A 12694-nucleotide genomic window follows, 5' to 3' on the forward strand; every position below is an offset into this window, starting at 1 on the left:
CAGCGCTCTTCTCCCACAGAACGACCAGCCAGCCCCATGCCCAACACCGCCAATCAACCCGCCGTCCGGGGACGGGGCGTCACAGCCGTGCTTGGCCCGACGAATACGGGCAAGACGCATCTGGCGATCGAGCGGATGGTTGCGCATTCGAGCGGCATCATAGGGCTGCCGCTGCGCTTGCTCGCCCGCGAGGTCTACCAGCGCGTCGTCGAGAAGGTTGGCGTCGACAAGGTCGCGTTGATCACCGGCGAGGAGAAGATCAAGCCGAAGAACACCCATTTCTGGGTGTCCACCATCGAAGCGATGCCGCAGGACCTGACGGTCGACTTCGTGGCGATCGACGAGGTCCAACTGGCGGCCGATCTCGACCGCGGCCACGTCTTCACGGACCGCCTGCTCAACATGCGCGGACGCGCGGAGACGCTGCTGCTGGGTGCCGCAACCATGCGACCCCTGATCGAGCAATTGCTGCCGGGCGCCACGATCACGAGCCGTCCGCGCCTGTCGACGCTGACATTTGCCGGCGAGAAGAAGATCACGCGCCTGCCACGGCGCACCGCCATCGTCGCGTTCTCCGCGTCCGAGGTTTACGCCATCGCGGAACTGATCCGGCGCCAACGTGGCGGTGCAGCCGTCGTTCTGGGAGCCCTGTCGCCTCGCACCCGCAACGCGCAGGTGGAGCTCTACCAATCCGGCGACGTCGAATATCTCATCGCCACCGACGCCATCGGCATGGGGCTGAATCTCGATGTCGACCACATCGCCTTCGCCGGGGACCGCAAGTTCGACGGCTTCCAGTTCCGGCGCCTCAATCCCCCGGAGTTCGCGCAGATCGCGGGACGTGCGGGCCGCCACCTGACCAACGGCACTTTCGGGACGACGGGGCGATGCGACGGCTTCGAGGCCGAACTGGTGGAGCGCATCGAAAGCCACAGCTTCGAGCCGGTGCGGGTGCTGCAATGGCGCAACTCCCGGCTCGATTTCAGCTCGGTCGCGCGCTTGCAGGCCAGCCTGGCCCTGCTTCCCAGGGAAGCGGGGCTTACCAAGGCGCCAACCGGGGAAGACGTCGTCGTGCTGGAGCGAGCGATGATCGATTCCGATGTGCGAGACATGGCGGTCAGTCGCGATGCCGTGGAACGCCTGTGGGAAGTCTGCCAGGTGCCGGATTACCGCAAGGTGTCGCCGGCCGCGCATGCCGACATGGCGATCACGATCTACAGCTTCCTCATGCGTGGCGGGCGCATTCCGCAGGACTGGTTTGCCCGTCAGGTGGCGCAAAGCGACCGCACGGACGGGGACATCGATACCCTCTCGGCACGCATCGCCCACATCCGGACCTGGACCTTCGTGGCCAATCGTCCGGACTGGCTTGGCGATCCCGCGCATTGGCAGGCGCTCACGCGCGCTGTAGAGGACAAGCTTTCAGACGCGTTGCACGAGAGATTGACGCAACGCTTTGTCGACCGCCGCTCCAGCGTGCTGATGCGGCGCCTCAGGGACAAGGGCATGATCGAGGCAGAAGTAGACGCGAACGGCGACGTACTCGTCGAAGGGCAGCATGTCGGTCGCCTGTCGGCGTTCCGGTTCACTGTGGATTCCACGGCGGAGGGCGCGGAGGGCAAGGCGGTTCGCGCCGCCGCCCAGAAGGCGCTCGCTCCCGAATACGAGCGGCGTGCGGAGAAATTGTCCGTCGCGCCGGACCAGGACATCGTGCTGTCCTCCGACGGCACGCTGCGCTGGCTTGGAGAGCCGGTCGGCAGGCTGGCGGCCAGCGACAGGGTGCTGCATCCGCGCGCACGGCTGCTGGCGGATGACACGCTCGCGGCTCCAGACAAGGAGCGCGCAGAAAACCGGCTGCAGATGTGGGTGAACGCCTATATCCACCGGTTGCTTGGTCCGCTTCTGCAGATGGAGGCCTCGGAGAGCCTGACCGGCCTCGCGCGCGGCTTGGCCTTCCAGATCGTCGAGGCGCTTGGCGTGCTGGACCGCGCGCGCGTGTCCGACGACGTCAAGACGCTTGAGCAGGACGGGCGGGCCACACTCAGGACGCTCGGCGTGCGCTTCGGCGCGTATCACCTTTACTTGCCGGCACTGCTGAAGCCGGCGCCGCGCGCGCTTGCAGCGCAGCTTTGGGCCTTGCGCCAGCAAACCCCGCCCGAGGGACTGGACGAGGTGCCGGCGCTGGCTGCCAGCGGCCGCACGAGCTTCAAGGCCGATGCGCGGGTGCCCAAGGATCTCTATCGCGTGGTGGGCTACCGCGTCTGCCATGACCGGGCGGTCCGCGTGGACATCCTGGAACGTCTCGCCGATCTGATCCGGCCTGCCATCGCATACCGGCCGGGTGTCACGTCCGGCGACGCGCCTGCCGGTGCTGCCGAAGGCAACGGTTTCACGGTGACGGTGGCGATGACGTCCCTGACCGGCTGCTCCGGCGAGGACTTCGCGGCGATCTTGCGCTCGCTGGGTTACCGGATGGAGCGCAAGGCTGCGCCGGTGGTCAGCGATCCTGTTCTGGCCACCCCGGTTGAAGAAGCGGCTCCGGCTTCAACGGAAGCGTCCGCTGACATCGACCCGATGCTGGATGGCAGCAGCGAGATCCTTGCCGATGGGGCTTCTGCGGCGGAGCAGTCTCCGGCGGAGGAAGCGCTTCCGGCTGCTGACGAGGCTTCGACGCCCGACGCGGATGTCGATCCGCAACTCGACGCATCGAGCGAGATCCTTGCAGAGGCTGTCGGCACGGGTTCGGACGAAGAAGAGCCCACGAACGCAAGCGATGCCCTTGCTGGTATTCCTGAAAGCGCAGGCGCCGGTACGGAAGCCGATCCGCTGGCCGAGGACAATGACGCCGGGCGGCTGCTTGCTGCGGCTGCGGCGTCTCCCGAGACCGTCGAGCCCGCCGATCCTATCGCTACTGCGGACGGCGAACCGGCCATGATCGAGATCTGGCGGCCGGGGCGCTCCGAGCACCGCCGCCCCGATCCGCGCCGCGAGCAGGGACGCCGTGAAGGCCGTGGCGAACGCCGTGGCCCGCCTGGAGGAGCACCGCAAGGTGAACGTCCTCAAGGTGAACGGCCTCAGGGTCAGCGGCCTCAGCGTGAGCGAACGGGCGCCGAGCGACCACAGCAGGGCGAAGGCCGACCGGAGGGGGCAGGCCCCGCCAGAGGCGGACGTCCGCAGCGCAACGAGAACTGGAAGGGCAGGGGCAAGCCCGGCCGTGATGGGGAGGAGCGCGGACCACGTCCTCCGCAGAATGCGCAGCCGCCGCGTCCTGAACGTCGCGAACGTCCGGCTGATCCCGATTCGCCGTTCGCCAAGCTGGCGGCGCTGAAGGCCCAGTTCGACGGTGGCAAGAAGCGCTGATGGAGGCAGCCGGGCGCCAGCGGATCGACAAATGGCTGTGGTTCGCCCGCGTGGTGAAGACGCGCAGCCTGGCCCAGGATCTCGCGCAATCCGGGCACGTCCGGCTCAACGGCGAACGGGTGAAGGCATCGAGCCATATCGTACGCGAAGGTGACGTGCTGACGATCGGCCTCGAAAGCCGCGTGCGTATTCTGAAGGTGCGGGGCTTCGCCGAACGGCGCGGTGCCGCACCCCTGGCTCAGGCGTTGTATGAAGACCTCAGCCCGCCGCCGCCTGTGCGCAGCGATGTGACGATCATTGAGGCAGGCGGCGTAAGGGATGCGGGCGCCGGTCGTCCGACCAAGCGCGAGCGCCGAGAGACGGACCGCCTGCTGGACGAGAACTAAGGGTGGCTTGCGTCACCAATGCCGCTCGACTAGCAACACTTTGAAACAGTTCTGAGAAGGGGTGCCGATGCCCTACGTGGTTACTGAAAACTGCATCAAGTGCAAGTACATGGACTGTGTGGAGGTGTGTCCCGTGGACTGCTTCTACGAGGGCGAGAACATGCTCGTCATCAATCCGGACGAGTGCATCGACTGCGGCGTGTGCGAGCCGGAGTGCCCGGCCGAGGCCATCAAGCCGGACACCGAGCCGTCGCTTGAGTCGTGGCTGTCGCTTAATGCGGAATATTCCCGCAGTTGGCCCAACATCACCGAGAAGAAGGACGCGCCAGCAGACGGCAAGGAATGGGACGGCAAGCCCGGCAAGCTGGAACTGCTTTCGCCCAACCCAGGTGAAGGGGATTAATCACCATCCGCCAAAACTCACCGTGACGTGTTCGCCACGCTGCAAGTGTGTATTTGCGATAAAGCCATTTTCGTGGTAGAGTCACAAATGCTCGAAACGCCTCTCCAGAGGTAATGCTCCGTACGTGCGGAGCATTTTTTTCGAACAGCTTCAAGGTTCGAAGCTCGCCCCGTTCCGACGCCGTTCGGAGCTTGGGCACAGGGTCCGCTCCCGGCGGATCCGCCGAACCGGGCGCCGGGTTCCTGACCCGGCCGCATCGAGCGGCCCAGCCGCCGTTAGTGACATGGAGTGCTTGCCGATGACCACTGCCGCAAAGAAGACGTCGAACCGCCACGGATACAAAGCCGGTGAACACATCGTTTATCCTGCACACGGCGTCGGGCAGATCGTCTCCATCGAAGAGCAGGAAATCGCCGGCCACAAGCTAGAGCTGTTCGTCATCACCTTCGCCAAGGACAAGATGACGCTTCGCGTGCCGGTGACGAAGATCACCAATGTCGGCATGCGCAAGCTCGCCGAGACCGACCTGATGGAGAAGGCGCTGACGACCCTCACGGGCCGCGCCCGCGTGAAGCGCACGATGTGGAGCCGCCGCGCCCAGGAATACGAAGCCAAGATCAATTCCGGTGATCTGATCGCCATCGCCGAGGTCGTGCGCGACCTGCATCGCGCGGACACGCAGCCCGAGCAGTCCTACAGCGAGCGTCAGCTCTACGAAGCCGCGCTCGATCGCATGGCGCGTGAGCTCGCCGCCGTGGAGAACCTTCGGGACCAGGAGGCGGTGAAGAAGATCGAGGCCGCTCTCGCCAAGGGTCCGAAGCGCGGCGCACGTGCGGCCGACGACGAGGCCGAAGGCGAAGGTGAAGCAGAGGCTTCCGGCGACGAGGCCGAAGCGGCCTGATCCTGCCGGTCAAAGGCGCAAGATGTTGATAAAGGCCCGGTTTTCACCGGGCCTTTTCTTTTCCGGCGCTTGCTAGGGCGTGCGTCGAACCTTTCAAGCCCCAAGGCGTTCTTACCTCAGAGGCCCTGTTGCCCGTGTCCCGGGAGCATGGCCACGAGGAGACGTGCGACATGGCATCTGCCGAAGGGATTGGATCGGGTTTCGTTCGTACTGCGATGAGCGCGCCCTTCCTGCAACGCGAGGAGGAGCATCTTCTCGCAGTGAGCTGGAAGGAGCGCGGCGACGAAGTGGCCCTTCACCGTCTCGCAGCATCCCATATGCGCTTGGTGATCTCCCTGGCCGGCAAATTCCGCCATTACGGCCTGCCCATGTCGGACCTCATCCAAGAGGGTCATGTCGGGCTGCTTGAAGCAGCGGCACGTTTCGATCCTGGCCGGGAGGTGCGGTTCTCCACCTACGCCACGTGGTGGATACGGGCGGCAATTCAGGACTACGTGCTTCGCAACTGGTCGATCGTGCGTGGTGGCACCAGTTCCACCCAGAAAGCGCTGTTTTTCAGTCTGCGGCGGCTGCGCTGGCGCCTTGCTCGCAACTCCGAGGGGCTGAGCAGTTCCGAGATTTACCGCGAAATCGCGCAGGCGGTCGGGGTTTCCGAGAAGGATGTCGCGATGATGGATTCGCGGCTTTCCGCCCCGGACATGTCGCTGAACGCGCCCCTCAGCGACACGGAATCCGATGCTGCCGAGCGGATGGACTTCCTCGTGGACGATGGTCCCCTGCCTGATGAAGTGGTGCAAGGTCGCCTAGACGATGAGCGACGCACCGGATGGCTTCGCGACGCGCTGAAGGTGCTGGACGAACGCGAGTTGAAGATCGTGCGCTCCCGCCAGCTGGCGGAGCAGTCCGAGACACTCGAATCGCTTGGCGTGGTCCTTGGCATCTCCAAGGAACGCGTGCGCCAGATCGAGAACCGCGCTCTTCAGAAGTTGCGGCGGGTGCTCGGCGAAGGCATGAGCGCCTACGTCTAAGACCCGGCCGCTGCGTTATTCGACGATCAGCTTGACGCGGCTGCCCGACTTCAGGGCTTCGCCCGCGTTGAGCCCATTGAGAACCAGGAACCGCTCCACCTGCCGGTCGCTGAACGCCATGCGGCCGGCAAGGCTTTCCACCGTCTCCCCGGCTCCGACGCGCACGACTGCGACGCGCTGGGGCCTGACATTCACGGCCTCCTGCCCGGAAAGCCGCCGGAAGCTCAGGAGCGAGCCGCGGAACAGGGCGTCCTGTTCCGGCGTCAGCCGACGTGCCGCGTAGACGACGCGATAGACGTCGGAGCCGAACCGGATGCCGACCATACGGAACTGCCAGTCACGGCCCGTCGCGGTCGTCGTTGCGGCAGGAAAGCCGTTGATGGTGATGTTCTCCACCGGCCCGGTCTCCACCCCCGACATCAGGTCGCGCCCGAGATAATCGCCGATGGGCGCATTCGCCGGCACCTTGACGCTGTCCAGGCGCAAGGCCGTGTCATCCGGCCCGATGCCCACGATCGACTCCGAGGTGTTGTCCAGCACGAAGCCGGCAGGCGCCTCGAACTGGAAGCCGAGCAGGGGATGGATGAAGCGATTGCCGCGCACGAAACCTTGCGAGGGGTCGTCGCCATAGACGAGACCCTGCAGGGCGGTGAGGAAAGCGTCACGGTCCGTCACCGCGCGCTCGGCTTTCGTGGCGCGGGCGGCATCGAGCGCCAACTGTATCCTTTCCGGCGTCGCGGGGTGGCTCGACGTGACGTCCGCCTGCCGTTGATCGCCGGGCGAGGCGGCCTTCAGGCTCGCGTTCCGCCCCATCGCGCTGAGGAACCGGACGGAACCGTAGGGATCGTAGCCTGCCTTGGCGAGTGTGCGGATGCCGAGGGCATCGGCCTCCAGCTCCTGCTCGCGCGAGAATTTGGCAAGCGCCAGGCGCGCCTTGGCCATGGAGTTCTCGCCCGCTTCGGGGTCGTTCAGTACGTCATTGGCCACGCGGCTGACGAGCACGGCCTGGCGTTCGCGGTCCGCGCGGACGAACGCGTGACGCGCGGTCACATGCCCCATTTCATGCGCGATGACGGCAGCGATCTCGGAGCTGTCGGAGGCCAGCGCAAGCAGGCCACGCGTGACGTAGAGATCACCCGTCGGGAGCGCGAAGGCGTTCACCGACGGCGAGTTGAGAATGGTGATGCGGTAGACGATGTCCGGCCGCTCGGACCCTTGGCTCACCTTCGCGGCAATCCCGGTCAGCAGGTTTTCAAGGGCAGGATCGCTGTAGGCGCCGCCATAGGCTTTCAGGATGCGGTTGTGCTCGCGGCGTGTCGGCGTGTCGGCGCCGACAAGCCGCGGTGCTGCATTCGGCGCGATGCCCAGCACCGGCTCGGGCGCCCTCGCCGTCGAGCAGGAGGCCAGCAGCAGGGCTGCAGCCACAAGACCGCCGATCCGGAACCTCACGCCCATGGAACGCCGCATCGCCGCTTCATCTTTCCACTGCCGCCAGTGGGCGCCCATCGATCGGCTCCACCGGTTCGGATGGGTCCGGCTGGATGGATGGTCCGCCCCGCCATTCAAGCCAGCCCCTCACGCGCACCCTTCGCCCGGCAAGGCTCTCGGGTGCAACGCCCGGAGCCATCGCCGCCCAGTCCGCCTCCGAGAAGACGACGCTGAGCGCACTTTGCCAATATCGCGCAAAATTCAGGTAAACGCGACCGCGAAGCGCACGCCCGGACGCGAGCCGCCCTTCGGCAACGATGTGCTGTCCCATTTGGTCTGTAAGTGCATCGAGGTCCGCAGGCGAGACGATGCCGGTTCCTGAGCCGCTCCAGATCCCGAGACCGGCGCCGCGTGCACGTGCCTCCGCAGCGAGTGGCGCGTCGAGGCAGGACGGACGACCCGTCTCGGCGGCGTGGCCCAAGCCCTCCGCGATGAGAACCTCTGCCAGTGGAACGGGCGTCGTGCCCGATGTCTCGACATAAGCGGTGGTGCGGCCCCAGCGGTCCAGCGGGCGTGACAAGGGACGCAGGCCGAGCTTTTGGCCGGCAACCAGCTGCTGCAGGCGTTCCTTGCTCCCCGGTCCTCCGATGTAACCGGCAAGCCTGACCGTCCGGCCATCGCGAGCCACGAACAGGTCGCCCGCAACGGCGCGGTCGCCGTGCACCACCTCCTGAACGGCTGGCAGGCAGTCCGCCGCCATTGCTTGGCCGAACAGGCCTGGGGCGGCCGGCAGCAGGCAGAGAAGGAAGGAGGTGCAGCGAGGGCTCATTCAGGAGATCATGCTAACGTCCCGGCCTGTGCAAAGCACCTGTCATGACGGCTGCACACGAGCATCTGTTGTGCTACCTAAACGACCGGCTGGTCCCGTAGCTCAGCTGGACAGAGCGGCGGTTTCCTAAACCGTAGGTCGGAGGTTCGAGCCCTCCCGGGATCACCACGATTTTCCTTTGTCGCTGCAAATGCTCAAGGTTCATCAACGGCTTAGAGCGCTCACTCTCACACAGAGCGCTTGCACATAGCATTGCGAATGGCCCAACCGTGGCGGGATCGAAAATCTGGCATTTACCATCTGCGGCAGCGGACTCCGCTTGATCTTGTCGGGAAGCTGAAGGGTACGAAGGCTCACGTCGACATTGATGGTGACGTGGCGGCCGTCACGCTCGGGCGATCGTCCAGGTCTCCCTCCGTGCCCGCAATCCTTCGGTGGCCAAGAGCAGGCACGCTGTGGCCGATGGAAGGCTGCGCCAGCATTGGGATGCTTCGCGGAATGCCGTTAGGCAAACCACCTTGACGCCGTTTCAGGCTGGCGTGGTCCAGGGGCTATGAGCCTGCTCCAAGCCAGTCGTTCTCGCAGTTGATCAAACACTACCTGGTGAGGGCAGCGTCACCCGGTGCGCAGTGGGCCAACCCCGTCGCGGGCTGTCTAGGCTTCAGGTTACGCCACAAGCTGGACTGAGTCCTTATCGGGGGTTCGCCGTGGACCGGTCGAGGAGCGTATCACCAGTTCTCCGCGAATAAGGGTGGTCGAGCCGACACAAGAGGGCTCTTCCTTCGGAACCAGTCCGAGGCGCCGGAGCACCACCTGAGCCATCGTTTCCAGAGGATGTCTGATGGTGGTCAAGGAATAGGCCGGCCATGTCGCGGCGGGTACGTCGTTGAAGCCCGCAACGGAGATGTCGCCCGGCACCTCCATGCCAGCCTCGCGAAAAGCGTCCATGCCGCCGAATGCCATGATGTCGCTGGCAAAGAACACCGCGTGCGGCGGCTCTCGCTGGAGCAGGCGCTGCGCCGCAGTGCGGCCAGCCTCATAGCTGTACTCTCCGCCTTGCTCAATTGCGCAGGAGGGGAAACCAAGCTGTGCGAGTGTCGAGACAAAGCCCTGCTGCCGGTCCAGACTTGTGCTGCTGTCCGGCTGGCCCGCTACGAATGCGAAGCGCTGGTGCCCCAGCGCGACCAGATGCTCCGCGATCTGCCGCCCGCCAAGAACATTGTCACAAGATACAGCCTGTATGTCGACGCCGGGAACATAGCGGTTCAACAGCACCACCGGCGTCTCGCGTTGGGCGCAGATCTGCGCCATTTCGGACGACAGAGTGGCTGATGTGATGATGATGCCGTCCACCTGGTACTGGAGCAGGGCAGGTAGCACGGCGTCTACGTGCTCGCCGGGTCCGGGGGACAGCAGCAAGGTCTGCTTTCCTGCTGCCCGGAGGTGCTGCATCAGCGTGTCCAGCAGGGTGGTGTAGAAAGGATCGACAAGGTTGCCGATCACAATGGCCACCATGTTGGTACGCCGTGTGATCAAACTTCTCGCAATGACATTAGGCTGGTAGCCCAGCTGCGCTGCGGCCTCGATGACCTTGCGCCGCATATCGTCGGACACGCTGGCAGCGGGGGTGAACGCCCGAGAGATCGTAGACTGCGAGACGCCGAGATGGCGCGCCACGTCTTCGGCGGTGGCCCGTTTGGACCTCTGTCTGCGTTGATCCTTCATCGCGCCCCGAACTCCTGCTCTTGCATACTATCCCGCTTCGAACATGGGCAAGCTGCCAGAGACAGATATGCCCGCAAATGCGTCATCCCCACAGTGCATACGCATGCAAAATAGTCTTGATCGTTGTCTGGGCTAAGGATAACGACGATTGCCAGAAGATGAGGATAACCGGGATGACGGACGCAAGTAACGAACGGACCAGCGTTGACACCGAGATCAGCGCCCGCACGTTCTGGACAGTGCTTGGTCAGCGGGCTCTTGGCAGCACGGTCATAACGGCGAGAGGTGCAAAGGGCCGTTCCGGGTTTCTCGGCCTATCCGCAGCTCACGTCTCGGCGAGTCCTGCGCGCATGCTCGTGTCCGTCGATATCAGAACCTCGGCGCTGGCGGCTATTCAGACGAGTGGTGCCTTCGCCATCAACTATCTGCCAAGTGGGCGGGAGGACATGGCCTCTGCTTTCGGCGGGCGCGGCGATGCGCAGGGCGACGAGCGGTTCGCAGGCGCGGACTGGGGAGAACTTGCGACGGGATCCCCGGTGTTGATGAGCGCGCTCGGCGTTTTTGACTGCCGTGTAGAGGAGGTGCTTGAGCGCGATGGCGTGGCGATCGTCATCGGACGGGTCGAGGCGGCCCGCGTACTGGACGGGGACGCGGCGCCACTTGTCCACTTCCGTGGAGGTTACCGGCCATGATCAATGGCAGCGAATTCAAGAAGGGCATGCGCAGGCTGGCTGCCGGGGTTTCGATCATCACCAGTACCGAGCATGGGCAACCCTGCGGCTTTGCGGCCACGTCGGTCAGTTCGGTCACCGCGGAGCCGCGCCCGTCGCTGCTGGTCTGCGTCAATCAGCAAGCCACGAGCCACGACATCATTCACCGGTCCGGTGTGTTCTGCGTGAACCTCCTGGGCGAGGGCGATGCCGAACTGGCGCAGCGCTTCAGTGCGCCCGGCTCCTGGGAAGCCCGCTTTGAAGGATGCGACTGGGTGCCGCTCGTCACAGGGTCGCCTGCGCTCCTCGGCGCCCTGGCCAGTTTCGATTGCGAGGTCGCGAGCGCTGTGGTCGTTCATTCCCACACGATCTTCATCGGGGAAGTCAGGGACCTGAAGCTTTGGCAGGAAGCCGTTGCACCACTTCTCTATGTGGATGGCCGCTTCGGTAGTCTGGCTCAGGCGAGACTATAGCGGCGAAGGCGCCCTCCAATGGTTCGGAGGGCGCCAGGAAGATCAACTGGCCAGGTTTTCCTTCAGGGTCTGGCCTTCGTAGCTGCGGCGGTAGCGGCCACGCCGCTGCAGTTCCGGAACGAGCTGACTCACCAGGTTGTAAGGCACCGCACGCGGTCCGGCCTGTGAGATCGAGATCATGAAGCCACCGCGGCTTCCGGTTGCCTCGAAACCTTCTTCCAGCTTGTCGGCGACCTGTGCGGCGGTGCCGACGATCGTGTTGGAATAGCCGGTCGAAGCACGCAAACCGTGTTCGAAGAACTCGTCGATCGAAATCTCGGCGTCCTCGCCATGCTCCTTGGCGAGCAGGTGCACGAAGCCCACGGGTGATGCATTGGCCGCGATGATACGCTGCTGCAATTCGCGAAGGCTGAAGCGGTTCGGCAGAGTCGACATGTCGAAGCCGGTGTTGTGGGACAGCCAGACACCCACCGCTTCGCGTGGGACGCCCCGGATCAGTTCCTCGCGCAGCGCCTGCGCCTCGTGTTCCGTTTCCGCGACGATGACGCGGGTCGACCACAGGATGCCCACATTCTCCGGGTCGCGTCCTTCCGCGACCAGCGCGTCGTCCAGATCGCGCCGCTGCTGCGCCATCAGTGCAGGAGACTTCATCAGCCCGAAAACATGGTCGGCCACATGGGCGGCCGCGCGCGTGCCGCGCGGGGAGCCGCCTGCCTGCAGCACCACGGGCTCGACCTGAGGCGAGGGGATCACGCTGAGCGGCCCCTTCACCTTGAAGAACTGGCCGTCATGATTGATTGCGCGCACCTTGGCGGGGTCGGCCACCATGCCGCTGTCGCGGTTCCAAACAAATGCGTCGGGATCCACGCTGGTCCAGAGCTTGCGGCAGACGTCGACAAACTCTTCCAGCCGCTCGTAGCGCAGATTGTGGTCGACCAGTTCGTCATAGCCGTAATTGGCATAGTCCGAACGCCGTTGCGACGTCACGACATTGAACGCCATTCGGCCTTCCGTGACGTGGTCCAGCGAGTTCAGCAGGCGGGCCGTATAGAACGGATGCATGAAGGTGGAGGCGTAGGTGAGGCCGAAGCCAAGATGCTTGGTGACGCGCGACATCACCGTGATCCACGGGCTCATGTCGAAGCGTGGCCATGCCACGCCGGTCTGCACCGCATCGTCGATGCCGCCTTGCCAGGTGTCGGGAACGCCCGTGCCGTCACCAAAGAAGATCATGTCCACACCGCCCCGCTCCGCCAGCCGGGCCATATCCTCGAACAGGCCGGGTGCAGGGTAATCCGGTCCAACCCACGAGCCCGGGCGCCGCCACTGAGCCTCGACCTGCGTCCAGGAAAGATCGAATGCCAAATGTATATTCTTCATGTTCGCTCTTCTTTGCTGGCTGAATTCTAGGCAGCTGATCCAAGCCGGCTGCTATCGTTTGAAGGTACTTT

At 64.7% G+C, this 12694-nt stretch carries 11 protein-coding genes and 1 tRNA gene; 8 read left to right on the plus strand and 4 right to left on the minus strand.

Going from position 1 to position 12694, the window contains the following annotated elements; genetic code table 11:
* The first annotated feature begins 36 nt into the window (after nt 1–36).
* From SCD90_RS12010 to SCD90_RS12030, 5 genes are all read left to right on the plus strand, one after another.
* Nucleotides 37–3360, plus strand: a complete 3324-nt coding sequence (locus tag SCD90_RS12010; RefSeq protein WP_319844925.1) for a helicase-related protein — start codon at nt 37–39, stop codon at nt 3358–3360.
* Entirely contained in the window at nt 3360–3746 is a 387-nt protein-coding gene (locus tag SCD90_RS12015; RefSeq protein WP_319844926.1) for an RNA-binding S4 domain-containing protein, read from the plus strand. Before SCD90_RS12010 ends, SCD90_RS12015 begins: the two co-directional genes overlap by 1 nt.
* Before the next feature lie 67 nt (nt 3747–3813).
* The gene (gene fdxA / locus SCD90_RS12020; RefSeq protein ID WP_319844927.1) at nt 3814–4149 is read left to right on the plus strand and encodes a ferredoxin FdxA; all 336 of its coding nucleotides are present in this window, start codon (nt 3814–3816) and stop codon (nt 4147–4149) included.
* A gap of 298 nt (nt 4150–4447) precedes the next feature.
* Nucleotides 4448–5050 carry a CarD family transcriptional regulator gene (locus SCD90_RS12025; protein ID WP_319844928.1) on the plus strand — a complete coding sequence of 201 codons (603 nt, stop codon included), beginning with the start codon at nt 4448–4450 and terminating at the stop codon, nt 5048–5050.
* Between the two features lie 170 nt (nt 5051–5220).
* Nucleotides 5221–6078: an RNA polymerase factor sigma-32 gene (locus tag SCD90_RS12030; protein WP_319844929.1), complete on the plus strand. Its 858-nt coding sequence runs from the start codon at nt 5221–5223 to the stop codon at nt 6076–6078.
* 15 nt (nt 6079–6093) lie between these two features.
* Here SCD90_RS12030 and SCD90_RS12035 read toward each other — a convergent pair whose 3' ends face one another.
* Nucleotides 6094–7545, minus strand: coding sequence for a M48 family metalloprotease (locus SCD90_RS12035; RefSeq protein ID WP_319844930.1), 1452 nt, complete (start codon nt 7543–7545; stop codon nt 6094–6096).
* A 7-nt stretch (nt 7546–7552) separates the two neighbouring features.
* On the minus strand, nt 7553–8335 hold the full coding sequence (locus SCD90_RS12040; protein ID WP_319844931.1) for a thermonuclease family protein: 783 nt from the start codon (nt 8333–8335) through the stop codon (nt 7553–7555).
* A 91-nt stretch (nt 8336–8426) separates the two neighbouring features.
* On the opposite strand from SCD90_RS12040, the gene SCD90_RS12045 reads away from it, so the two are divergent.
* Nucleotides 8427–8503, plus strand: a tRNA-Arg gene (locus SCD90_RS12045).
* A gap of 498 nt (nt 8504–9001) precedes the next feature.
* Here SCD90_RS12045 and SCD90_RS12050 read toward each other — a convergent pair.
* The gene (locus tag SCD90_RS12050) at nt 9002–10060 is read right to left on the minus strand and encodes a LacI family DNA-binding transcriptional regulator (protein ID WP_319844932.1); all 1059 of its coding nucleotides are present in this window, start codon (nt 10058–10060) and stop codon (nt 9002–9004) included.
* A 173-nt stretch (nt 10061–10233) separates the two neighbouring features.
* Between SCD90_RS12050 and SCD90_RS12055 the strand changes: the two genes are divergently transcribed.
* Together SCD90_RS12055 and SCD90_RS12060 are read left to right on the plus strand one after the other, a co-directional pair.
* Nucleotides 10234–10752, plus strand: a complete 519-nt coding sequence (locus SCD90_RS12055; RefSeq protein ID WP_319844933.1) for a flavin reductase family protein — start codon at nt 10234–10236, stop codon at nt 10750–10752.
* Nucleotides 10749–11243: a flavin reductase family protein gene (locus SCD90_RS12060; protein ID WP_319844934.1), complete on the plus strand. Its 495-nt coding sequence runs from the start codon at nt 10749–10751 to the stop codon at nt 11241–11243. Before SCD90_RS12055 ends, SCD90_RS12060 begins: the two co-directional genes overlap by 4 nt.
* 42 nt (nt 11244–11285) lie before the next feature.
* Here SCD90_RS12060 and SCD90_RS12065 read toward each other — a convergent pair whose 3' ends face one another.
* Nucleotides 11286–12623 (minus strand): NtaA/DmoA family FMN-dependent monooxygenase, encoded by a 1338-nt coding sequence (locus tag SCD90_RS12065; protein WP_319844935.1) that lies wholly within the window; start codon nt 12621–12623, stop codon nt 11286–11288.
* Between the last annotated feature and the right edge of the window lie 71 nt (nt 12624–12694).

It is taken from the genome of Terrihabitans rhizophilus (assembly GCF_033898525.1).
Classification (GTDB): Bacteria; Pseudomonadota; Alphaproteobacteria; order Rhizobiales; family Methylopilaceae; genus Flaviflagellibacter; species Flaviflagellibacter rhizophilus.

Coding starts and splice junctions, on each gene's coding strand:
- SCD90_RS12050 (WP_319844932.1), bottom strand. CDS start 10,060: ATGAAGGATCAACGCAGACAGAGGTCCAAACGGGCCACCGCCGAAGAC.
- SCD90_RS12010 (WP_319844925.1), top strand. CDS start 37: ATGCCCAACACCGCCAATCAACCCGCCGTCCGGGGACGGGGCGTCACA.
- SCD90_RS12065 (WP_319844935.1), bottom strand. CDS start 12,623: ATGAAGAATATACATTTGGCATTCGATCTTTCCTGGACGCAGGTCGAG.
- SCD90_RS12030 (WP_319844929.1), top strand. CDS start 5,221: ATGGCATCTGCCGAAGGGATTGGATCGGGTTTCGTTCGTACTGCGATG.
- SCD90_RS12035 (WP_319844930.1), bottom strand. CDS start 7,545: ATGCGGCGTTCCATGGGCGTGAGGTTCCGGATCGGCGGTCTTGTGGCT.
- SCD90_RS12015 (WP_319844926.1), top strand. CDS start 3,360: ATGGAGGCAGCCGGGCGCCAGCGGATCGACAAATGGCTGTGGTTCGCC.
- SCD90_RS12040 (WP_319844931.1), bottom strand. CDS start 8,335: ATGAGCCCTCGCTGCACCTCCTTCCTTCTCTGCCTGCTGCCGGCCGCC.
- SCD90_RS12060 (WP_319844934.1), top strand. CDS start 10,749: ATGATCAATGGCAGCGAATTCAAGAAGGGCATGCGCAGGCTGGCTGCC.
- fdxA (WP_319844927.1), top strand. CDS start 3,814: ATGCCCTACGTGGTTACTGAAAACTGCATCAAGTGCAAGTACATGGAC.
- SCD90_RS12055 (WP_319844933.1), top strand. CDS start 10,234: ATGACGGACGCAAGTAACGAACGGACCAGCGTTGACACCGAGATCAGC.
- SCD90_RS12025 (WP_319844928.1), top strand. CDS start 4,448: ATGACCACTGCCGCAAAGAAGACGTCGAACCGCCACGGATACAAAGCC.